Below are 23,187 nucleotides of genomic sequence, written 5' to 3'. Positions count from 1 at the left end.
GACCCTTTTTATTTTACCTATCAACAACTTAATTCCCCCCCCCTGCCTTAAAGTTTTCCGGCAACTGCCGATATCTTGCATATACTTACGAAAGCTGTACCACTTCTATAGTTAATTTAACTATTTAAACGTATTTTTTAAGAACATTTTCAACGCAGTGGAGAAACCATGAATTGGCTGACTGGCAGTATGCAAACGAGGCTCATGTCGCTTGTAGGGGCAGGTCTATTGGTGATGTTCCTTGTGGCTGAATACACTGCATCAAGTTTGGGTAATAGCATCGACGGATACCGCTCAATCCTAGCGCAACAGATTTCCTACGAACGTGGCATAAGTAATCTGAATTACCAGTTCAAAATACAAGTGCAAGAATGGAAAAATGTTCTGTTACGAGGAACTAACGAAGCTGACCGGGAAAAATATTGGCAGCGCTTTAAAGATCAACACGAGCTTATTCAAGAACAGGCTCGATCCTTGGAACAAGCCATGAATGGCAGCCCTTTCCGCAACCAAGTTGAACAGTTTCGAGATGCCCACAAGGCTATGTTCATTGCCTACAACAAGGGCTTCGAAGATTTTGTATTTAGTGAATTCAACCCCACCGTCGGCGATGAAGCCGTGAAGGGGATTGATCGCGAACCAGCCAAACTTTTAGATGAAGCCTCCAATCAAATTGCCCAACTCGTACAAAAAGACGCTAATGATCTAGACGTACAAGCGCAACGGGTAACGACCATTGCAGCTTTTTCATTAATCGTTGGCGCCGTGTTAATTCTATTAGCACTCGGTGTTACCTTAAAAAGTAACATCATCAAACCCATCCACGGCATGATGCAAGACATCAACCGCTTCGGTCGCGGCGACTTCAGCCACCCACTCAACAGTAATCGTGGCGATGAAATAGGCCAACTCACGCGCAACCTGGAGACCATGAGGTCAGAAATTGTCGCCATTATTTCTGCGGTGCAAACCGCCTCTGGTTCCCTGTCGCTGGCGTCGGAAAATATCAATGAAACGGCCTCTGAAATTTCGCAACACACCGGCAAAACCGAGCACTACACCGATCAGGTATCCACTGCCATTAACGAAATGAGTGCAACCGTGCAGGAAGTTGCCGGTAACGCCGCCGGTGCTGCTGAAGCTGCGCAGGCCGCCGATACCAACGCACGTGCTGGCCTCAATGTAATGGATCAAACCATGAGCGCGATTAACAACTTGTCGCAAGAAGTGGTGAAGATTGCCCAAGCCATGGACAAGCTAGAGCAAGATACGTCTAGTGTAGGCACAGTGCTCGGTGTTATTAAAGGCATCGCGGAGCAAACTAACTTACTGGCACTCAACGCGGCTATCGAAGCCGCCCGAGCTGGTGAGCAAGGTCGCGGTTTTGCGGTGGTTGCCGATGAAGTTCGCGGTCTCGCGCAGCGAACTCAGGAGTCTACCGCAGAAATTCAAACCATTATCGAAACCGTGCAAAGTGGCGCCGCCACGGCGGTGCGCGCCATGCGCGACGGTCAGGAAAAAACCCATGCAACGGTGGACCTAGCCGGTCAAGCCGGCGATTCCATTCGCGCTATCACCGAAGCGGTTTCGCGTATTCGCGATATGAATACGCAAATTGCCACAGCCGCTGAAGAGCAGAGTTACGCTTCTGAAGAAATTAGTAGAAACGTTTCAGGCATGGCAGAGCTAGCCCAAAACGCCCACTCCGCCGCACGCCGTTCAACAGAAATTGCCAACAAACTCGACGCAACATCGTCGGAGCTCACTTCGTTGATCGCCCGTTTTAAAGTCTAACCTCTAATGCTGCGTTGGCACTTTCAGTCAACGCAGCATAGCCCGCCGGTTCGCGGCAACAAAAAATAGTCGGTTTACTCTATAGCGGCTTCTCGCAGCATACGCTCATTCACCTCGCGCCACTGGGGTAAACTTTTTTCGCTATCGCCGGTCAATTTTTTGTCTCGCGATTTTGCCAACCACAAGCCGTCACCGTTAAAACTATAAATGGGAAACAGGTCCGTGCGCTGGGACGCAGGTAAAATAGTTTTATTGATATTATCGAGAATTAACGGCTCGGCACTCGGGCTGGGATAATAAGCCAACACCATATGCGCCTGGTTGTACTCCAAGGCTTTTACGTAGGTAATGCGCAATTTATTGGGGTCTAGCTGGGTGTGATGCAGGGTGAAATATTTTCCAATGGAGAAGTCTTCACAGTCGCCGGCATTGGTGGCAAGGGTTTCAATTGGGGTGGCCCAGTAATCTTCTTTAGCCCAGTGTTCTTGATCGCTGAGCCAACGCACTTGATTAAAAAAATCATTGGCGCGCCGTAATTTTTCAAGCTCATCAGGCTGGCTTACATTGGTTTCCTGCATCGATTGAGGCCAAGCCTCCACCCTCGCCCTAGCCGCCTCACCCCATTGCAGCTGCACCCAAGTAAGTAATGCCGGCGTCACACCGAAGTCATTAGCCTGTGCCATCACCCCTGCGGTAGGAAGTGCCCCTATGGCCAATACTGCAAGCCCTTGTTTAATCCCCAACTGCACTCTCACCTCCAAGGTCGACTGCAGAGTATAGCCTTCCTGGTTCGCCTTGAGGGTAAATTACCGGTAAAATTCCGGGTCAATTCTATCGACCCTAAACGAGCCGAAAAATGAGCATTCAGTGGTACCCAGGGCACATGCACAAAGCGCGCAAGCAGATGATTGAACTGCTACCCAGAATCGACGTATTAGTAGAGATACTCGATGCTCGCCTGCCCCACTCTAGCCAAAACCCGGTCATCGCCGAGGCCGCCGGCGACAAGCCCGTGATAAAGCTACTCAGTAAAGATGATCTCGCTGATCCCGAGCTGACGGCGCGCTGGCAGGCGCACTTTGAGCAAGACAGCAATACCCGTACGCTAGCGGTAGATTTGCGCTTCCCCGGCAAGCTAAAGAGCCTGATCCCGGAACTGTGTCGAAAATTGGCGCCGAACAAGGCCGAGCAAAACCGCACCATCAACGTGTTAGTGGCCGGTATTCCCAACGTCGGAAAATCCACCTTCATCAACACCATGGCCGGCCGCCCGGCGACCAAAACCGGCAACGAACCGGCCGTGACCAAAGCTCAGCAGCAGATCAACCTGCCCGATGGCGTCATTCTATTCGATAGCCCCGGTATGCTTTGGCCCAAGCTCGAACACGATAACACCGGCTTCCGCTTAGCCGCCACCAGCGCCATTAAAAACACGGTGATCGATTTTGAAGACCTCGGCGAATACTTGGCCGAATTTCTCATGGCCCACTACCCAGCCGGTTTGCAAGAGCGTTATTCGCTCAAACAACTGCCTAAAGATACCCACGGCTTGTTAAGCGCGATTTGCACCCGCCGAGGCGGCATGAAGGCTAATCAAGTGGACTTCTACAAAGCCGGGGAGATTCTCATATCCGATTTCCGCGCCGGACGCTTGGGCCGCATTACACTAGAGAGCCCAGAAGTTATTGGTGCAGAGCTGGAAGAAATCGCCGCTGAGCGCGCCCGCAAAGCTGCCCTAGAGGCGGAAAAAGAGGCACAGAAAGCACTTAAAAAGGCCGGTAAACGGCACACCTAACCGCTAATAAGCGTCGGCAAACTATGTTTTTCCCCGAACTAAGCCCCTTAGCCCACTTGGGCATTGCGCTCATATTTGTCTGGAGCGGTTTCGTGCGCTCAGGCTTAGGTTTTGGCGGTGCAGTTCTGTCGCTGCCGTTTTTACTGCTGATCGACAATCGACCACTAGTGTATTTACCGATCATTGCGGTGCATCTATTAGTATTTAGTGCGCTCACCCTGTGGCAAGGGCGGGCCAATAAAATAGCCGAACCGCTAACTCCTACCGCACCCAGCGTGGCTTGGCCTTATCTGAGTAAAGCGCTGCTGATCATGCTGGTGCCAAAACTCATTGGGGTGTTTGGCCTACTCGCCTTACCTAACCATATTATGACGGGCATTATTTTCGCCATCGTACTGCTCTACTCCTTGAGTTATATTTTCGATAAACCGTTTGTGAGTAAACAGCCTTGGATGGACGTGGTTTTGCTCATGTTAGGCGGCTATGTAAGCGGCACCTCACTCATCGGCGCGCCGTTGATTGTTGCGGTTTTCGCCACTCACGTGGCGCGCGAGCAATTACGCAACACGCTGTTCGCACTCTGGTTTATTCTGGTGAGTATTAAAATGGCCGCATTTCTTTGGGCCAAGGTCGATTTACAACTCCTGCAACATAGTTGGCTGCTGCCCTGCGCCGCTATCGGCCACCAACTCGGCTCCCGTTTACACGACAAACTATTGCAAACCGATGCGCGCATTTTCTACCGCTGGCTCGGTATTGTGTTGCTCTTTGTGTCCAGCTTTGGCCTGGTCAGTTCGCTAATTTAACCCGCAGCGGAATCTGACAAACATCTAATACCTTGGGTGGCTTTTCGTAAAAGAAGGCTTGTGGGCGCTGTAATCGATCACTGAGTTTATCCTCAAACGCTTTGCCCTGGGTTTCCTCCACCAGCAACGCCAGTTGCTGTGCCTTCGGCAGCGCCGCGCCAATGGCGGCCCAGCGTATATGTGTTTGCGGTTTATCGGCAGGGATAATGCCCGAGCCCGTCACATCGGCACGAATAATTTGCTGCACCTTATCCATGCCCCATATGACTCGCCCGAACACCGTCATAATGCCATCTAAATAGCGCGGCGCTTGGCCAATAACGATATAGAAATCTGTGGTTGCCGAATCTGGCTCGTTAGCGCGCGACATGCCTAAGGTGCCGGGGCAATGCAGCAACCAACTGCGCCTTTTATCGGTGTCGAGACCAACGGCAAAACCGTTTTTAAAACCCGTTAATGCCGCAAATAAATCAGGCGACGGCACCAAGGTAATATCTTCGGTCGGCGCGGTCATGCGCCGGGCCTCCATCGGCAAAGGTGAGTGGCTGGGGTCCGGCTCGTCATCACCGGCGCCGCCCTGCGCGACAAAACCATCGATAACCCGATAGAAGCTTTTACCATTGTAAAAACCGGCACCCGCTAAGGTTTTAATTCTCGCCACCGTGTTCGGTGCATAAACACTGTTTAACTCAACCACCACCAAGCCAGTGTCTAAATGTAGGTAAAGTAACTCCGACTGATCCACTGCACGAAAACTTTGTGCTGCAGAGAATTGCGCTATAGAAACACTGACCACTATCAGTAGCCCGAGCAATAAATACCGCATAAAAATCCCCATATTTTTATGAGTTAACCAGATTAAACGTATACACATCAATTTACCGCAACAACTATTATACAAGACATAAAAGTGTCGCTTAACTGCCATAAAACTAACAAACCTTTGACACAAAGCTGCTCTAGATTAGCCCCACCAAATAGAGGGTTAACCATGCTGCTATTCGCTAGACTTTTTGCCCTAGGGCTACTTGCCATTGCACTCGCGGCCTGTAGCGACATTAGTGGCGATCCCGCACACGCCTTCAGCGACTTCCCAGCGGTAGACCAACGTCTGGTTTATCAACCAAACGATCGACTATTAAACCGCGAGGCGCCAATTCCCGCGCAGTGCTACACAAAAACTGAACAGCGTTACAACCCCTGTTATGTCTGTCACCAAGCCTACCCCAAAGACCAGTACCGCATGAACCGGTTAGACGATGCAGCACTGCAAGGCACTTACATGTTTTCAGAGGTGGGCACCAAAAATCACTGGCAAAATCTATTTGAAGACAGGCAAGATTATGTCGCTCAAGTGTCAGATAGCGCGATCTTAAAATACATCAATACCGACAACTATAGTCCATTAAAAAATCGGCTTGAAGCACAGCAATGGCAAGGCTACCTACCGGACCTTGCGCACTACGCAGACCCACAAAAAGCCTTCTCTGAAAATGGCTTAGCCAAAGACGGCAGCCATTGGGTTGCCTTTAATTACAAACCTTTCCCAAGCACTTTCTGGCCCACCAATGGCTCAACGGATGATGTCATCATGCGTTTACCACCGGCCTTCTACCAGCACGAAGGCCACGATGATCCGAGCATCTACTGGCTCAACCTGTCCTTGGTGGAAATGAGTATTCAATCGCTCACAGCTATCAGCGTGCCCGTGTTCAACGAAGTTCACTACCAAATCGACATTAACGGCGACAACAAATTTGATACGGCGGTCGAACAATTGGTGTGGCAGTCACATTATTTTGGCGACGCGAGCGATCAAGCCGTTACGCCACAACAGTATCCACTTGGCACCGAATTTTTACACAGTGTTCGCTATGTTGGCGTATCGAGCACCGGCGACATTGGCCCGTCAACGCGCTTTAAAGAATTGCGCCATATGAAAAAGATTCGCAGCCTAGATGAATCTCAAATTGACAATCGCTACCGACGCGAGCGCAAAGAAAAAGTTGACGAAGAATTACCCTACTTTGTTAATCATCACGACCAAGGCATGGACAACAATTTCGGCTGGATGTTAACGGGCTTTATCGAAGACAGCCAAGGTGAGCTAAGGCCACAGACCCACGAAGAAACCATGGCGTGCATGGGCTGCCACTCTGCAATTGGTAGCACCATTGACCAAACCTTTGCCTTTGGCCGCAAAATTACGGGCAAACAAGGTTGGGGCTATATCAATCTTAAGGGCATGCCCGACGCCCCCAGCATCAGCTCTAATGAACCCGAAATAGCCGAGTACTTGCGTCGGGTCGGTGGCGGCGATGAGTTTCGTCAAAATCAAGAAATGCAGCAGCGATGGTTTAACGCCGACGGCTCATTAAAGGTCGAAGCCGTTGCCCAGGCCGACGTCTATCAGTTGATCACACCCTCGCCGGAACGCGCCTTACAACTCAACAAAGCCTACACCCATCTGGTGCGAACCCAGCGCTTTGTGTTCGGTCGCGATGCCAGTTGGTTACCCGCAAAAAACGTGCTGAAAAATATTGACGAAGCCATAGCACCGCTCAGCGCCGAACACCGCGTGCGGGGTTGGGATATCCGCTTGCAATGGCCTTCTTCCACAGCCCCCGAAATAACGCAAGAAACCGTGGCGCGATAGCCATTCATTAATAACCGCGACATCACCAATAACTTAGGGAGACCCCATGAAACTTCACTATAAGACACTACTCGCACTGGCAATAACTGCCGCACTGGCAGGCTGCGGCGGCGACGATGGCAAAGATGGCGCTGCGGGTGCCGCTGGCGCAGCAGGCGCCGCCGGTGTAGATGGCACTAATGGTACCAATGGCACTGACGGCGCTGACCTTACCGCAGCACCACGCCTAACCCGTTTGGCAACTGTACCCCTGGGCGCTGAAATTACCGGGCTCTTCAAAACCGACAACGGCGAACTGTTCTTTAACGTTCAACATCCATCAGACACCTTGGCCGCGCCCGACAACAATGCCGCCGTGGGTGTGATTGAAGGTTTCGATCTCGACCAACTAGATCCTAAGCTAGCGGCCGTTGCCGTGCCGGCTTCGGGATCAACTGAAGCGACACAAGTGATTCTCGCCACCGGCAGCTACAAAGTACTGGGCCGCGCCGGCGATACCTACCAAGGTGCGATGCCCTTCGGTTTAGGTGCCATTACCAATGGGGCGAACAACGCCTCGCTCAAACAATCCCAAGACCCTGATTTCAATGCTTTTGTCGCCAGTAACGCCGACGGCTCTGCAGGCTATTTGTACACCAGCTGGGAGGATCGCCCCGGTGCCGTGAGCCGCATGGAAGTGACCCGCGCCACCGATGGTAGCTGGTCTGTAGGCGATGTGATGAACGTCGATTTCAGCGCTGTACTGGGCACTATCATCAACTGTTTCGGCACCCTTTCTCCCTGGGGCACGCCCTTGGTAGCGGAAGAAAACTACGAAGCCGAAAATACCGAGCGCTGGAATGACGCCAGCTACACCTCAGGCTACCCTAGCTACAATGATGTGAAATTAATTCAGGACTATTTAGGCGGAACCTACCCCAACCCCTATAACTACGGTTACATCGTCGAGATTACCGATCCCTTGGCCGCCAACCCAGTACCGGTCAAGCATTTCACGCTAGGCCGTATGGCCCATGAAAACGCCGTGGTGATGCCCGATCAGAAAACCGTCTACCTCACCGATGACGGTTCTCACAAAGGCTTTTACAAGTTCATCGCCAGCACCGCGGGCGACCTGAGCGCCGGCACCTTGTACGCAGCCAAAGTTACCCAAGACGCCACTTCTGATACGGCGCGGGCAGGTATGAACCTGACCTGGATCGAGCTAGGTAGCGCCACCAATGCACAACTGGCGACATGGATTGCTGATTACGACGGCTTTGATGAAACCGATTACGTGGATGGTGCTACCAACTACATCACCGACGCGGAGATTCAAAACTGGGCCGATAACAATGTCGGCGACGACCGCTATGCCTTCCTTGAAACCCTAAAAGCCGCCGCCGCAAAAGGCGCGACCACCGAGTTCCGGAAAATGGAAGGTATTAACATCAACTACCACGGCGTGGCCGGCAACACAGTGCCCTTCATGTATGTGGCCATGTCCGAGATTGCCAGCAGTATGGCCGATGACAGCGGTGACATTCAGTTGGACCAAAACTTGTGCGGTGTGGTTTACCGCCTCGGTTTGGACGCCAACTATAACACCAGCCGCATGGAACCTGTGGTTGTGGGCGGCCCCTACGATGCGACAGCGGCGGTGAACCCCTGCTCCACCGACAGCATCAGCAACCCTGACAACCTCATCATTCTGGATGACGGCCGTGTCATCATTGGTGAAGATACATCGAAACACGAAAACAACATGATTTGGGTGTATAACCCAGAAGGGAAGTAAGGTTTAGCTGTAAGCGTCAAGCTGCAAGCTGTAAGCGTCAAGCTGCAAGCAAGAGCAAGAGCAAGAGCAAGAGCAAGAGCTCAAGCACGGGCACGAGCAAGCACCTCATGTGCACCCTGCCGCTCTTGCTTTTCGCTCTTGCTTTTCGCTCTTGCTTTTCGCTTTTCGCTTGTAGCTTGTAGCTTGTAGCTTGTAGCTTGTAGCTTGTAGCTTGTAGCTTGCAGCTTATAGCTTATAGCTTGTTGCTTGTTGCTTGCAGCTCACCCCATTGACCTCCCCACCCACACCTGCTTTACTGCCATGAAATGAATCAAGGTTCACTTCATGGCATACCAAGCGACCGAACACACCGATCAAGTCAAACAAGCCAACCTCGAAAGCCTGCTACACAAAGGCCATCAGCTGGTGGCAAAATCTGGTTTTCAAAATCTATCTATTAGCAAGGTCACGGCCGCAGCGGGTATGGCGAGCGGTAACCTGTATCGCTATTTCAACAATAAAGACGCCCTCGCCGTAGCCATTTTTGAGCGCGCTACAGAGCGCGAGATAACCGCCGTTTTTGATTCGGTAAACCAAACCGCCGCCGCGGCATTAACCTTAGAAATGTTACTCAGTGCATTCTGCGAGCGCGCACTCGCCAACCCAAAGCTTGCCTACGCCCTCATTGCCGAACCTGTGTCGCCGGCGGTGGAAGCCGCGCGTTTGCGCTACCGCGCCATTTGGGCTGAGCGCTTCGCAAGCGTCATCGAAGCCGGCATAAAAAACAACGAATTTGCCCAACAATCTGCCATGCTCGCCGCCGTCGCCATCGTTGGCGCCATGGCGGAAGCCGTGCTGCACCAAGCCAATCATAAAATAATCAATCGACTCGCCACTAAACCCTTGGTGGCATTTTGCCTGCGCGGTTTAGGCAAAGGAGAAGCAGATGAAAAATAACACCCAAGCTTTTTTAGCGGAAACCCACAATGTCGAAAACCAATCGGGCGCGCTGGAAAACTACAACAGCTTTGCACACGACCGCGCGCTAACTCAAGCAACTCGCGGGTTCGGTACAGCTGAAAAAAAATCGCTCACCGAGTTTGGTCAACTGTGTGGCAGCGCCGAATATTTGCATTTAGGCCACCTTGCCAATCAACATAAGCCACAATTCAAAAGCCACGACCGCTTTGGCCATCGAACCGACGCCGTAGAGTTCCACCCCGCCTATCATCAACTCATGCAATCGGCCATAGAACACCAACTGCACAGCTCGCCTTGGCTCAACCCTAGCGACCAGGGTCATCAATACCGCGCGGCAAAATATTACTTACAAGCACAAGTTGAAGCGGGTCATGGCTGCCCCATTACCATGACCTTTGCCAGCCATCCCACCTTGAATAAACAGGCTAATATTGCCGAGGCTTGGCAGCCCTTAATACAGTCCTCTCGTTACGATGCCAGCAATAAACCCTGGTATGAAAAGAGCGGCCTCACCCTCGGCATGGCGATGACGGAAAAGCAAGGCGGCTCGGATGTTCGCGCCAACAGCACCAAAGCCTACCCGGTTGGCCAGCCAGGCGCTGGTGAACTCTATGAGTTAGTTGGCCATAAATATTTTGTATCTGCGCCCATGAGCGATGGCTTCCTGGTGTTGGCCTATGCAAGCGGCGGCCTGTCTTGCTTTTTAGTACCCCGCTGGCGCCCGGACGGCAGCAAAAATCCCCTGCAAATTCAGCAGCTGAAAAATAAAATGGGCAATGTATCCAACGCCTCGTCGGAAGCGGAACTGCGCGGCGCTCTGGGTTGGCTCATTGGCGACGAAGGTCGCGGCGTGGCGAATATTTTAGAAATGGTTTCGCTAACCCGTTTTGATTGCATGATCGGTTCCAGCGCCGGGCAAAGAGCCGCCGTGGCGCAGGCGATTCACCACGCCGAGCGCCGACAGGTATTCGGCGCGCACTTAGTCGATCAACCTTTGATGAGCCAAGTGCTTGCCGACTTAGCACTGGAGAGCGAGGCCTCGTTGGCGTTAACCCTGCGTATGGCACAGGCGTTGGATAACGCCAGCAGCGAACATGAGCAACAACTGTTGCGCATTGGTACCGCGGTGGGAAAATATTGGATTTGCAAACGCACACCTGGCCACGCTTACGAGGCGATGGAGTGTATGGGCGGCATGGGCGTGATGGAAGACGGCCCGCTCGCGCGCTTGTATCGCGAGGCGCCAATTAACGCCATTTGGGAAGGCAGTGGCAATGTTCAATGTTTAGATCTTATGCGCATTATCAGCAAAAGCCCGCAGTGCCTCGACGCGGTTTGGTTAGAGGTTGGCAAGACAGCAAAAGTTCAGCCCTTGCTACAACAGTATTTAACGCAAACTCGGCAACAATTCACCCAAGCGGGCACGGACATCTTGCGTCACGGGCGCTATTTCATGGAGCGCTTAGCGCTGTGCTTGCAAGCGTCGAGTCTACTTCACCAGCAATCACCCAATGCCGATGCCTTTTGCGCCAGCCGATTGCAACAAGATAGTCAGGCACTATATGGCGCTTTTGCCCGATCCATCGATAGCGCTGCCGTGGTTCGCCACGCCAGCCCGCACCCTTAAAAAAGGCCTATAAAAAAGGCCAAAAAAAAGCCCTAGCTGCAAACGCAACAAGGGCTTTTAAATTAATACAGGTTAACGCAAAAAAAACGCGAGTGTTAACAGCGATTAAATGACCTCAAACAAACCAGCGGCACCCATGCCACCGCCAACACACATAGTCACCACCACATACTTAACGCCGCGGCGCTTACCTTCAATCAGTGCATGCATGACCATACGCGCGCCGCTCATACCGTAGGGGTGACCAATGGAAATGGCGCCGCCGTTAACGTTTAAATGCTCTTGGGGAATACCCAACTGATCGCGGCAATAAATCACCTGAACGGCAAATGCTTCGTTTAATTCCCACAGGCCAATATCATTGATGGTTAAACCGTGGCGCTTGAGTAATTTAGGAATCGCGAACACAGGGCCAATACCCATTTCATCCGGTTCGCAACCCGCTGCAACCATACCGCGATAAATACCCAGTGGCGCAAGACCGCGTTGCTCGGCAAGTTTGCGCTCCATTAAAATCACGGCCGCTGCGCCATCGGAAAGTTGCGAGGCATTACCGGCGGTAATTGAACCGCCGTCGCGCACGGTTTTCAAAGCGTTCAAGCTTTCTAACGTTGTCGAAGGGCGATTGCCCTCGTCTTGCGCCAGTGTCACCTGCTCTTCCGTTGCCGCACCGGTGGTTTTATCAAATACCAATTTGGTTGCGGTCACCGGCACAATTTCATCGGCAAACTTTCCGGCAGCCTGCGCTTTTGCGGTGCGCAATTGCGATTCCAACGCGTACTCGTCTTGCGCGTCCCGTGAAATTTTGTAGCGTTGCGCGACGATCTCAGCGGTATCCAACATGGGCATATGAATAGCTGGCGCATGCGCAATGGCCATTGGGTCCACCATGCGGTGAATATTCATGTGTTCGTTTTGCACTAAACTGATGGACTCACAGCCGCCGGCGAGCACCACCGGCGCACCGTCGACAATAATTTGCTTCGCCGCCGTGGCGATAGACAGCAAGCCCGAGGAGCATTGACGATCTAAACTCATGCCCGCCACGGTCACCGGCAAGCCAGCGGCCAAGGCCACTTGGCGCCCCAGATTAAAACCTTGCGTGCCCTGCTGCAAAGCTGCACCCCAAACACAATCATCAATTTCCGCCGGATCGATACCGGCGCGCTCAACCGCGGCTTTTATCGCCCAAGACGATAAACTCGGTGCTTCTACATTATTAAATGCACCACGATAGGCTTTACCGATGGGCGTGCGAGCAACGGAAACAATAACGGCTTCTTTCATAGTGGCGCTTCCCTATATTATTTATTGGCTTGCACGTAAGCCATGGCTTTGGTCAAAAACTTTTCCGACTGTTTCAAGCCACTGGCTAACTCGGCCTGATTGCCGATATCGCAAATGCCCTCCCATTGCGCCAAGACAGCCTCGGGGCTCTGCTCTTGCTCTGGAATAAAAACACCGTCAGTTTCAAACAGGCGGGTCGACGCGTAACCACCGGCACCGGCGCATAAAATCATGCGATTGGGCGCATCTTCGTGGCACAAGGTTAGTGCGCCAGCGGTAACGGCTTCGGGCTGCAACATGGCGCAAATTTCTGGCGGCATAATATCTTCCGTCATGCGCGTGGCAGCCGTGGGTGCCAAACAGTTAATGCGAATATCATTCTTCTGCCCCTCCAACACCAAGGTGTTCATGAAACCGATGACCGCCATTTTTGCCGCGCCGTAATTGGTTTGGCCGAAGTTGCCATACATACCCGATGAAGAGGTGGTCATCACAATTCGACCGTAGTTTTGCTCGCGCATAATGTCCCACACGGCTTTGGTGCAATTGACTGAACCCATTACGTGCACATCCATCACTAAACGGAAATCCGCTAGGTCCATTTTTGCAAAGCTTTTATCCCGTAGAATACCGGCATTGTTAATTAAAATATCAACCCGGCCCCAGGTTTCCATGGTTTGCGCAACCATGGCTTGCACTTCATCGAAGTTCGCTACATTAGCGCCGTGGGCAATGGCCTCACCACCGGCTGCAATTATTTCGGCAACTACGGCTTTCGCCGCCGCAGAGGAACCACCGCTGCCATCGCGCGCACCACCCAAATCATTAATCACCACTTTGGCGCCGCGCTTTGCAAGTTCCAGTGCGTGCGAACGCCCCAAACCATTACCGGCACCGGTAACGATGGCAACGCGGCCGTTAAAATCAATACTCATGGTTAACTCCTCTACCGGGCCTAGTAGCGCCCTAGTTATATATTTAGATCAAGCAACGATTTGCATACCGAGCCAAATGGCACTCAGCGCAGGCTTTTCCTCACCTTCAATTTCAATGATCACACTGGTGCGCGACAAAAACTGCCCCGGACTTTTCTCGACAATATCGAGCGTCGTCGCATGGGCGCGAATGCGGCTACCCACTTTTACTGGATTGAGAAAGCGCACTTTATCGAAACCATAATTAATACCCATGACTGTGCCGTCAATGACCAAACTAAATTGCTCGGCAAAATGCGACAGCATCGATAAAGATAAAAATCCGTGCGCAATGGTAGCACCAAAAGGCGTCTTTGCGGCGGCCTCTGGGTCAACATGAATAAACTGGTGATCCAAGGTGCAGTCGGCAAAGGCGTTGATCTGCGCTTGTGTTACCTCATGCCAAGCCGTGGGCTCGGCTTGATAATCTGCGTATTTTTCAATATTCGTTCGGCTAATATTTTTCACTGTGCATCGCTCCTTACATTATTATGATTAATGGTGTTAAAACCAGCTTTCTTCCATATCGAAGGCGCTGCTCTCTAGTTTGCAAAGCAGCGCGGACCAAGCGTAAATTTCAGGGAGCTCGACATTAAAAAAGTAGCGCAGCGCCTGTAGCTTACCCAAATAAAAATCGCGCTCGGCTTGGTGGTCGGTAGCATCCAAGCCAGTTTGCGCCGCAATACCCTGCTTGAGCCACATCCAAGCAATAACGATATTGCCAAACAACTCCAAATACTTGACCGAATTTGCCAAGGCCAAATCAATCGGTTTTTCCATCATCGCCGCTAATAAAGTACTTGTCGTCGTTTGCAAAAGGGCAAGGGATGCGATGAGTTGCTCGGCAAACACCTGCAAACTTTCGTGCATCTTTGCTTGCTCAATGGTGGCTTCAATGGCCGCCACGCAAGCGCGATAGCCGGCCATATTATTTATCGGCACTTTGCGCGCTAACAAATCCAATGACTGCACGCCATAAGTGCCTTCGTGAATGGCATTCAAGCGATTGTCGCGGTAAAACATTTCAACGGGATGTTCGTTAATATAACCGTGCCCACCCAACACTTGAATGGCCAAACTGTTTGCTCGCGGGCCATACTCTGACGGCCAGGATTTAATCATCGGCGTTAGAAAGTCTAACAACTCATGAGCTTGCTCGCGCTCGGCTTGGGTTGCTGCAGTGCGTTCATCATCGGATAACTGCGCGCCAAACAGACAGAGCGTATAGGCGCCTTCCGCGTAAGCTTTTTGCGCCAATAACATGCGCCGTACATCCGGGTGTTTAATAATATTGACCGGTGCAGAAGCTGGGTCCTTGGACGAAGGCAAGCGCCCTTGTGGCCGCTCTTTGGCGTAGTCCAGTGAGTACTGATAGCCTGTTAACGCCGTTACCGCAGCGCTGGTACCCACCATAATGCGGGCTTCGTTCATCATGTGAAACATGTACCGAAGGCCCTTATTTTCCTCGCCCACCAAATAACCGACCGCGCCGTCGCGCTCACCAAAGCTCAGGGCGCAAGAAGTTTGCCCTCTGCCGCCCATTTTGTGAAACAACCCCGCCAAATGAACATCATTGCGCTCGCCGAGGCTGCCGTCGTCATTTACTAACACCTTCGGCACAATAAAAAGTGAAATGCCTTTAATGCCCTTAGGTGCACCTTTAACGCGGGCCAAGACTAAATGCACAATATTTTCTGTCAGCTCGTGATCGCCGCCGGAAATGAATATTTTACTGCCCGAAATTCGGTAACTACCGTCATCGCTTTTAACCGCGCTGGTGGTTAAATCCGCCATGCTGGAACCGGCCGACGGTTCCGTCATCGCCATGGTGCCTGCGAAGCGTCCCTCGCGCATAGGCACCACCCACTTGGCAATTTGCTCGGCGCTACCGTGAGACTCAATCAAATTGCAATTGGCGTTGGTTAAACTGGTGTAACCAAGGGTGGTGCTACCGGCAGCCGACAAATACGCCGTTGCGGCGCTGGCAACAATCGGCGGCAACTGCATACCGCCCATGTCATAGTCGGCACTGGGGCAGGCCAAACCCGAGGCATTCACCGCTTCAATCGCCGGTTTAATTTCGGGAATCATACTAACGCGCTGGCCATCAAAGGTTGGCTGATGAGTATCCACTTTTTGTCGAATCGGCAGGAAATGCTTTTCCGCCACCTTGCGACCTAACTCCACAGCGGCAAGGAAAGACTCCTTATTATGGTCTTGGTAGCGCTCGCGACGGGTGAGCTGCTCAACATCAAACACTTCAAATAGCCAAAAGGCCATATCGCGGTCATTTAAGATAGGTGCAACCATAACTCTCTGCCTTATCGATTTGCGTTAATATAACCGGATTATTGACGCGTTTAGGCGGGCAAGCCATGACATTGAGTGTCCGGTAGAGCCTAGCGCTAAAACGCGCACAGACAAAAAGGCAGCCCATGAACAATAACACCCACCCAAAAGCCTTTGGTCGTTTTCTACGTTTCTGGCGTGGCGTGCACCAACTTAGCCAAGAGGAGTTAGCCGATCGCCTCGGCAGTTCGCCTCGGCATATTAGCCGGCTCGAAAACCATGCCAGCACACCAAGTGAAACGCTGGTGGAGGAAATCGCCAAGAGCCTCAGCCTTGGCGAGCGCGACCGCAATCACCTGCGCATCGCCGCCGGCTATTATGTGCAAGAAACGGCCGTTGACTACAGCGATGCAAAACTACGCTGGCTGCGTAAGGCCATGGGTTTAACACTCAAGGCCCTCAACCCTTTTCCCACGGCCTTAACCGACAGCACCGGTAAAATACTCATGGTCAATCAAGCCTGGGTAAACTTTTATCAGTCGCGCATTGGCGCAAGTGACCTCGAAAAAGTCACCAACTTGTACGATTTCTTGTTCACCCAAATGGGCGACGGCGCCCTCTTAACCGGCTGGCAAGACACGATTTCGATGATCCTGATGGCGCTCAAGCAAAACGCCATGCTGACCAACTCAGACAAGGACCTAGCAACCTTTGAGCGCTATCTAACCCACAAAAATGTACCTGCCGACTGGCCTCAACGCGCCGCGAAACTCGAGCCCATGGCCAGCTATCGCGTGCAAATTGACTATGCGGGTAAATTGCAGCGCTTTTATAACGTCAGCCAGACAGTCGGCGCCTTAGGCCCAGCAGCCTATCTCGCCGAACCGCGCTTAACGGTGAGCACCCTCTACCCCGAGGACGACAACTTAGATCTATCCGGATTACTAGATGCGACGGCGACCCATCCGTTATTACCCTAAACAGATAACGTTAGGCCGAATAGCGATAACCGGGCACCAAATCAGCTCTAATTCATCAGAAGATCGCGATTTATGCGCCATTGATCGCGCATACCATGACAATAGGTCTAAGTCGCGTTATGTTAAATCATCTGCGAGAAATAGGGAGTTGTGACATGCACTACCGTCATCTATTTGCGAGCCTGTGCTTTAGCATCATTGCGGCTCTGTCAGCCGGTTGCCAAAACACCCCAAAGATCGCCGACACCTCACCGGATCTGGTCAAGCGTGTACTAGCCGGAGAAGCCTTCATCCAAGAATCGCAACTTGAACACCTTAACAACGCACTGCCGGACGAAAACCCCTTTGCTTTGACTGAAGACATGAAACGTTTCGCACACCACTATGCGCCCAAAACCATGAGCGCCAACTTCAGGTTAAAACAGTTAGTTTGGGCCATCATGAGCCCTAACACATTAGGCTTGGACTACAACCCCACGGCCACCTATACCGCCGCGGAATCGTTTGCCAGAAGAGAAGCTAACTGCTTATCTTTTACCATGTTATTGATCAGCATGGCCGAGGAAGTGGGTTTAAAAGCCGAGCTCAATGAAGTCTCCATTCCGCCAACTTGGGATCTCCAAGATGGCAATCGGTTAGTTTACTACCGCCACGTCAACGCGCTGGTAAAACTTCGACAGCACCCTGATGCGGTGGTCGACATTAATATGGAAGACTACAACGAAAATTACGAACAGAGCACACTCTCCAAAGCCGAAGCAGAAGCCCTTTATTATAATAATCGAGGCGTAGAAGCGATGAGCGACCAAGCCTACACCCAATCTTTCCTCTATTTCAGAAAAGCCATACTCCTTAGCCCTTCCACCCACTTTATTTGGAGCAATTTAGGCGTACTCTACAACCGCACAGATCAGAGAGACCTAGCTGAAGCATCCTTTAAACACGCCCTCTCCTTCGGCAAGTTTGAACCTGTAGCTGCGAGTAACTTGGCGCGCATCTACGAGACGAGCGACCGAGAAAGCCAGGCGGAAGCAATACACCAGGCGCTGAAAAATTTTCATAAACGCAACCCCTATCTGCAATTCAAGCGCGCCCTAGACAATCAACAGCAAGGCGATAACGAAAAAGCTCTAGCCTATGTCAACAAAGCTATAAAATTGTTCGACAAAGATCATCGCTTTTATTATTTGCGCGCTCAAATTTACGCAAGCCTTGGCATGAAAACCGAAGTAAAACAAGATTTGCAGCTTGCAGAAGAGATCGCCCTAAAGGCAGATCAAAAGGAAATGTACCAAACTAAGCTTGAGCGTTTAGCGACCTTACATTAACGTCAGTCAAACTACGGCCAAAACAAATCGGCTCCAGCAGCCTTTTAGCTGGACGCTATCAACGCCCGCCTGAATATAAGGCTAGCGATGAAGCCAATCAGCCGATGGCTGTTAATCTATCTAAAACCCTCGCCTCATCTCGACCTACCTATTCCTTTATGGGATGATGGTCGCGTCTGTTGAACACCTGTCCAACAATAATAATTCATTAGGAAATACGCTATGCATAAGATGGCCTACACCCTATCGGCTCTCGCGGCTGCGCTGCTGCTCGGCGCCTGCGAACCCAACACAACAACACCCTCAACACCCAGCAAAGCTGAAACCACCACTGCCGAGACCACGCAAACGGAATCGCAAAAACTAGAACACTGGTTAAATACCCGCTATGAAGAGCAATTGCAGTTCAGCCCTATGTCACTCAGCTACCTAGGCCGAAAAGATCTCTACAACCAGATCGACGATGTCAGCGACGCGGCCCATTTACGCCAGCTCGCCTGGCTCGAAGAGAGCGTGAACCAGCTCAAGCAAAGTATTAATTACGCCGCTCTTTCCGATGAAGCAAAGAGCTCTTTCGATCTGTGGATATTCCAATTCGAAGAAGAAAAAGCCGACAGCCAATTTCGCAACAACAGCTATATCTTCAATCAAATGCGCGGCCCACAAGCATCATTGCCCACCTTCCTAATGAGCTTTCATAAGGTCGACAACCGCAGTGACATGGAAGCCTACATCGAGCGTATTTCGGGTATTTCCAGGGCCCTCGGCCAATACCTAGAGCGAGCAAAAAACTCGGCTTCACTTGGTGTAAGAGCGCCGCGTTTTGCACTGGAAGGTAGCTTAAGCCAAGCCCAAAACATGATTGCTGGCCAGCCATTTGCCGAGTCTGAAAAAGACTCGCCCATTTGGGGCAACGCCAAAACTAAAATTGCTCAACTGCAAACCGATGACTTGATCACCCAGGAAGAGGCGAGCGAATTACTGGACGCAACGCGCAAAGCGCTAGTGTCTGATTTACTGCCCGCTTACACCGCCCTCAACACTTGGTTAAGTGCGGAAATAGCGCTCGCTTCCGCGAGCACAGGTGCCAGCAATCTGCCCAACGGCATGGCCTATTATCAGCAACGGTTAAAGTCTATTACCACCACAGACATGACGCCCGAGGAAATCCATCAATTGGGCTTGACCGAAGTAGCGCGCATAAAGGCGGAAATGGATGAGATTAGAAAAGAGGTAAAGTTTGAAGGCAGCTTGGCCGATTTTTTCGTTTTTATGCGCACCGACAAACAGTTTTATTACCCAAATACCGACGCTGGTCGCCAAGCCTATTTGGATGACTCAAAGGCTTTCTTAGACGCCATTAAAGTCAAACTACCCGACTACTTTGGCATACTGCCGAAAGCCGATTTGATCGTTAAACGGGTAGAACCCTTTCGCGAGCAACCAGGCGGTGCACAACACTATTACACAGGCACGGCCGACGGTAGCCGCCCCGGCATCTACTATGCGCATTTAGCCGATATGAACGCCTATTCGAAAGCCGATATGGAAACCATCGCCTACCACGAGGGCAACCCCGGTCACCATATGCAGCGCTCTATTGCGGCGGAAATGACCGGTATTCCCAACTTCCGTACCCAAGTGGGCTTTACCGTTTACACGGAGGGCTGGGCTCTTTATGCAGAAAAACTGGCCAAAGAGATGGGCGCCTTTACCGACCCCTACAAGCGTTTCGGCAATTTAACCGCGGAAATTTGGCGCGCCATTCGCTTAGTGGTTGATACCGGTATGCACGCTAAGGGCTGGACTGAAGAGCAAGCGGTAGCATATTTCCTAGCTAACTCGTCTATTCCAGAAACCGCCGTGCGCTCGGAAGTTCAGCGCTACCTAGTATGGCCAGGGCAAGCCACAGCCTACAAAATCGGCATGATTAAAATTCAACAGCTGCGCGCTAAAGCAGAAACAGCACTGGGCGATAAATTCGATATTCGCGGCTTTCACGACACCATCTTAGGTGGCGGCGCACTGCCCGTGCCCATGCTGGAAGATCGCGTTGATCGCTGGATTGCAACTCAAAAAGGCTAAGCCTTTTTATATTGTGAGCCAACAAAAAAGCCCAGTCGCTTAAACGATTGGGCTTTTTTTCGTGCGGATAAAAAATCCAACACCAAAACCTAACACAAAAACCTAACACAAAAACCTAACACAAAAATCTAACACTAAAACCTAGCACGAAAAATAGTGCCAAAATCTCTAGATCTGCTTTAGTCTCGGCCAATAGCTTTTCAACGGCATTTGACTCACTAAAAGCCCCAGCAGAATAAACGAAAAAGCAAACAACTTACTCACTCCCACTGCCTCGCCGTAGAAAATAACGCCACCGAGCAGTGCCGTAACGGGCGTTAAAAAAGTCAGCGGCGCCACAGTGGATAGAGGGTACTTCACCACTAATCGATTCCAGACCCAATAACCAAACAAGGTTGTAGGGTAGGCCTGAAACAAAACACTGAACCACACTTTTTCCATGCCCTCGCCGGTAAAGCCCATCAGCATCGTATCGCCGTAGCTCAACCACGCGATCAAACACAAAGGAATGGGCGCAAACAACATGCCCCAAACGCAAAAGCTAAACACTTCGCGCGTACCGGAGCGCTTCACCAGTATGCCGTTAAAACTCCAGCACATGGCAGCCACCAAGGCAAAGGGCAAACCCACTAAAGGCAGCGAACCGTCTTCAATAAACAAACTAACCGCCAAACCCATCAGTGCTAACACTACGCCTATCACTTTGTTGATCGCGATATTTTCTTGCAACCACAACCAGCCCAAAAATAAACTCGACACCACACTTAGCTGCAACAACAAACCGGCCATGCCCGGCGATACGCCGAGCTTCATAGCCACGGTCATCATGCCCCACACACCCAAACCAAAGCTCAGACCGTAGCCCACCAAATAACGCGTCGGCACTTGTGGCCTTGGCACGAAAAATATTGCAGGAATAGCCGCAAAAAAGAATCGCGCTGCCGTAATCATCGTAGGGTGTGCATGCTCAACACCCAATTGAATCACCGAAAAATTAAAGCCCCACAACACCATCAGGGCGATGCCAATGACTAGATCTCTTGCACTCATCCTTCTTACCCCTCTCAACCCTGAATTTCAGCAGAATGGGCTAATTATCATCTTTTAGAAAAAAGTAAACAGATACAAATTTAAATAAAAAATGATATACAGACGAAAACACGCCGTGGCATCATGAGCTAAACACGCCACGCGGTTTCAGCCATGCACTATAAAAACATTGCCACGACTATCATCGACGACATAGAAGCCGGGCTGCTGGTGCACGGCTGTAAGTTGCCATCGCTGCGAGCCAGTGCCAGCCGGCACGGGGTTAGCCTCACCACCATGATTAATTGCTACCGCTATTTAGAAGAGCTGGGCTGGCTCAAAGCCATGCCCCAGCGCGGTTATTTTGTGAAACAACCCATGAGTGCGAACCTTGTGCCGCACCAACCACAATTCAAAGGCCGCGCGGTAAAACCTAAACTCGACGCGCGCTATGAACCCATCGAAGCGCAACCTAAGCGCCTAAACAGCAAACCGCTGCCCTTAAGCCCCTTTGGCACCTCCCAGCTCGCGCCCAGCTTACTGGCCACAGAAAATTTGCAGCGAAGTTTCAAACGCAGCCTGAATCGACTCGGCGATGGCCTCAATTTTTATCCCGCGGTACAAGGCGAACCGGCTCTTAGGCAAGCCCTATCCCAGCACTTTTTGCAGCAGGGTTTCGCCTTTCACGGCGACGATTTGGTGATCACCAATGGTTGCTTAGATGCGGTCAATTTCGCCGTTGACGTCACCACGCGCATCGGCGACACCATAGCCATCAGCTCGCCCTGCTACAGCGGCCTGCTCGATCAACTGGCCAATAAACAACGCAAAGTGATCGAGATTCCCTGCACGGAAGAAGGCATAGATTTATTGCAGCTAGAGCAGCTGTGTAGGGAAAAGAAAATTCAAGCCGGGTTATTTAGCACCACCCACATGAACCCACAGGGCATTAGTATGACGCCAAGCCAGAAGCAAAAATTGGTCGCGTTGGCAGAAAAATATCGAGTGCCGATGATTGAAGACGACGTCTTTTTAGAATTAGGTACCGAAAAAAGCTGCCCTTTACCGGCAAAGCACTGGGACAAAAATGGCTGGATTCTCTGGTGCGGCTCTGTGTCAAAAACCCTAGGCGCCGGTTTGCGGGTGGGTTGGTGCTTACCGGGTAAACACTTGGAAGACTACGTAAACCAACAAAAAACCACCCACATTGGCGTCAACAAACCGGTGCAACTGGCGGTGTCAGATTTCATTCAAACCGGGCAATACCTCGCCCACTTACAAAGGCTAAGGCTGCGACTTTTGCAGCAGCTGGCGAGTTATCGGGATATCATCAGCCAAGAACTGGGCGACGCGGTTGCCATCAGCCAACCCAAGGGCGGCACCGTGATTTGGCTGGAAAGTGCGGCCTTACAGCAACCGAGCTTAGTTACAAAGCTGGAGCAGAAATTCGACATCAGACCAGGTCGCGCCTTCTCTACCCTCGCCCATTACGACAGCTGCATCCGCATCAATGCTGGCTGGCCATTGGATGAATGTCTTAGCGATAAAACCAGCGTTAGGCAGCACCTGATCGCGCTATGTCGCGAGATTAAAAAAGCCCGCTAACAGCGATACTCGAAAGCCAAGAGACCCTCTCCCGCTAGCCACCAGCTTAATCATCCAAAAAGACCGCTAAGCCATCCTAAACCATCCAAAAGAACGCTAAACCAAGCCGGGCTGGCACGCCGGTACACGCCTTTTTTGTTCAATTTTGGTGCAAGTGCGAGTAATCTCACCGAATGACAACGTTGTCCTGCTGCC

Annotated in this window: 18 protein-coding genes; 11 read left to right on the top strand and 7 right to left on the bottom strand. The window is 51.5% G+C overall.

Going from position 1 to position 23,187, the window contains the following annotated elements:
• Nucleotides 1–168: 168 nt before the first annotated feature.
• Nucleotides 169–1,794 (top strand): methyl-accepting chemotaxis protein, encoded by a 1,626-nt coding sequence (locus QWY82_RS11100; RefSeq protein WP_290262282.1) that lies wholly within the window; start codon nt 169–171, stop codon nt 1,792–1,794.
• 74 nt (nt 1,795–1,868) lie between these two features.
• On the opposite strand, the gene QWY82_RS11095 is transcribed toward QWY82_RS11100, so the two are convergent.
• Nucleotides 1,869–2,543: a transglutaminase-like cysteine peptidase gene (locus tag QWY82_RS11095; protein ID WP_290262281.1), complete on the bottom strand. Its 675-nt coding sequence runs from the start codon at nt 2,541–2,543 to the stop codon at nt 1,869–1,871.
• A 107-nt stretch (nt 2,544–2,650) separates the two neighbouring features.
• Here QWY82_RS11095 and ylqF point away from each other — a divergent pair, with 107 nt between their 5' ends.
• Nucleotides 2,651–3,589, top strand: a complete 939-nt coding sequence (ylqF, locus tag QWY82_RS11090; protein ID WP_290262279.1) for a ribosome biogenesis GTPase YlqF — start codon at nt 2,651–2,653, stop codon at nt 3,587–3,589.
• Nucleotides 3,590–3,612: 23 nt separating this feature from the next.
• The gene (locus tag QWY82_RS11085; RefSeq protein ID WP_290262277.1) at nt 3,613–4,395 is read left to right on the top strand and encodes a sulfite exporter TauE/SafE family protein; all 783 of its coding nucleotides are present in this window, start codon (nt 3,613–3,615) and stop codon (nt 4,393–4,395) included.
• On the opposite strand, the gene QWY82_RS11080 is transcribed toward QWY82_RS11085, so the two are convergent.
• Nucleotides 4,379–5,221 carry a peptidylprolyl isomerase gene (locus QWY82_RS11080; RefSeq protein ID WP_290262275.1) on the bottom strand — a complete coding sequence of 281 codons (843 nt, stop codon included), beginning with the start codon at nt 5,219–5,221 and terminating at the stop codon, nt 4,379–4,381. The genes QWY82_RS11085 and QWY82_RS11080 overlap by 17 nt on opposite strands.
• Before the next feature lie 165 nt (nt 5,222–5,386).
• Between QWY82_RS11080 and QWY82_RS11075 the strand changes: the two genes are divergently transcribed.
• The 4 genes from QWY82_RS11075 (at nt 5,387) to QWY82_RS11060 (ending at nt 11,415) form a co-directional block, all read left to right on the top strand.
• Nucleotides 5,387–7,051: an Aq_1262 family (lipo)protein gene (locus tag QWY82_RS11075; protein ID WP_290262273.1), complete on the top strand. Its 1,665-nt coding sequence runs from the start codon at nt 5,387–5,389 to the stop codon at nt 7,049–7,051.
• A gap of 46 nt (nt 7,052–7,097) precedes the next feature.
• Nucleotides 7,098–8,828 carry a PhoX family protein gene (locus tag QWY82_RS11070; RefSeq protein WP_290262272.1) on the top strand — a complete coding sequence of 577 codons (1,731 nt, stop codon included), beginning with the start codon at nt 7,098–7,100 and terminating at the stop codon, nt 8,826–8,828.
• 324 nt (nt 8,829–9,152) lie between these two features.
• Nucleotides 9,153–9,764, top strand: a complete 612-nt coding sequence (locus QWY82_RS11065) for a TetR/AcrR family transcriptional regulator (protein ID WP_290262270.1) — start codon at nt 9,153–9,155, stop codon at nt 9,762–9,764.
• A complete protein-coding gene (locus QWY82_RS11060; protein ID WP_290262268.1) occupies nt 9,754–11,415 on the top strand; it encodes an acyl-CoA dehydrogenase family protein in 1,662 nt (553 codons plus the stop codon). Before QWY82_RS11065 ends, QWY82_RS11060 begins: the two co-directional genes overlap by 11 nt.
• A 105-nt stretch (nt 11,416–11,520) precedes the next feature.
• On the opposite strand, the gene QWY82_RS11055 is transcribed toward QWY82_RS11060, so the two are convergent.
• From QWY82_RS11055 to QWY82_RS11040, 4 genes are read right to left on the bottom strand one after another with little or no spacing between them, the layout of a single operon-like run.
• The gene (locus QWY82_RS11055) at nt 11,521–12,702 is read right to left on the bottom strand and encodes an acetyl-CoA C-acyltransferase (RefSeq protein ID WP_290262266.1); all 1,182 of its coding nucleotides are present in this window, start codon (nt 12,700–12,702) and stop codon (nt 11,521–11,523) included.
• A 17-nt stretch (nt 12,703–12,719) separates the two neighbouring features.
• The gene (locus QWY82_RS11050) at nt 12,720–13,637 is read right to left on the bottom strand and encodes an SDR family NAD(P)-dependent oxidoreductase (protein WP_290262263.1); all 918 of its coding nucleotides are present in this window, start codon (nt 13,635–13,637) and stop codon (nt 12,720–12,722) included.
• 48 nt (nt 13,638–13,685) lie between these two features.
• Nucleotides 13,686–14,144, bottom strand: coding sequence for a MaoC family dehydratase (locus tag QWY82_RS11045; RefSeq protein ID WP_290262261.1), 459 nt, complete (start codon nt 14,142–14,144; stop codon nt 13,686–13,688).
• A 36-nt stretch (nt 14,145–14,180) separates the two neighbouring features.
• Nucleotides 14,181–15,986 (bottom strand): acyl-CoA dehydrogenase, encoded by a 1,806-nt coding sequence (locus QWY82_RS11040; RefSeq protein WP_290262259.1) that lies wholly within the window; start codon nt 15,984–15,986, stop codon nt 14,181–14,183.
• Between the two features lie 125 nt (nt 15,987–16,111).
• Between QWY82_RS11040 and QWY82_RS11035 the strand changes: the two genes are divergently transcribed.
• The 3 genes from QWY82_RS11035 to QWY82_RS11025 all read left to right on the top strand — a co-directional run bounded on the left by QWY82_RS11035 (nt 16,112) and on the right by QWY82_RS11025 (nt 20,358).
• On the top strand, nt 16,112–16,945 hold the full coding sequence (locus QWY82_RS11035) for a helix-turn-helix domain-containing protein (protein ID WP_290262257.1): 834 nt from the start codon (nt 16,112–16,114) through the stop codon (nt 16,943–16,945).
• A 155-nt stretch (nt 16,946–17,100) separates the two neighbouring features.
• Nucleotides 17,101–18,273 carry a tetratricopeptide repeat protein gene (locus QWY82_RS11030; protein ID WP_290262256.1) on the top strand — a complete coding sequence of 391 codons (1,173 nt, stop codon included), beginning with the start codon at nt 17,101–17,103 and terminating at the stop codon, nt 18,271–18,273.
• 222 nt (nt 18,274–18,495) lie between these two features.
• Nucleotides 18,496–20,358: a DUF885 domain-containing protein gene (locus QWY82_RS11025; RefSeq protein ID WP_290262254.1), complete on the top strand. Its 1,863-nt coding sequence runs from the start codon at nt 18,496–18,498 to the stop codon at nt 20,356–20,358.
• 168 nt (nt 20,359–20,526) lie between these two features.
• On the opposite strand, the gene QWY82_RS11020 is transcribed toward QWY82_RS11025, so the two are convergent.
• Nucleotides 20,527–21,408 (bottom strand): EamA family transporter, encoded by an 882-nt coding sequence (locus tag QWY82_RS11020; RefSeq protein WP_290262252.1) that lies wholly within the window; start codon nt 21,406–21,408, stop codon nt 20,527–20,529.
• 153 nt (nt 21,409–21,561) lie between these two features.
• Between QWY82_RS11020 and QWY82_RS11015 the strand changes: the two genes are divergently transcribed.
• Complete coding sequence (locus tag QWY82_RS11015; protein ID WP_290262249.1) at nt 21,562–22,992, top strand: aminotransferase-like domain-containing protein; 1,431 nt, start codon at nt 21,562–21,564, stop codon at nt 22,990–22,992.
• The last annotated feature ends 195 nt before the right edge of the window (nt 22,993–23,187 follow it).

Origin of the sequence: Simiduia curdlanivorans, from assembly GCF_030409605.1 — a bacterium.
Lineage (GTDB): Bacteria > Pseudomonadota > Gammaproteobacteria > Pseudomonadales > Cellvibrionaceae > Simiduia > Simiduia curdlanivorans.
The sequence above is the reverse complement of the archived record's forward strand: the minus strand, read 5'-3'. Positions and strand labels throughout refer to the sequence as shown.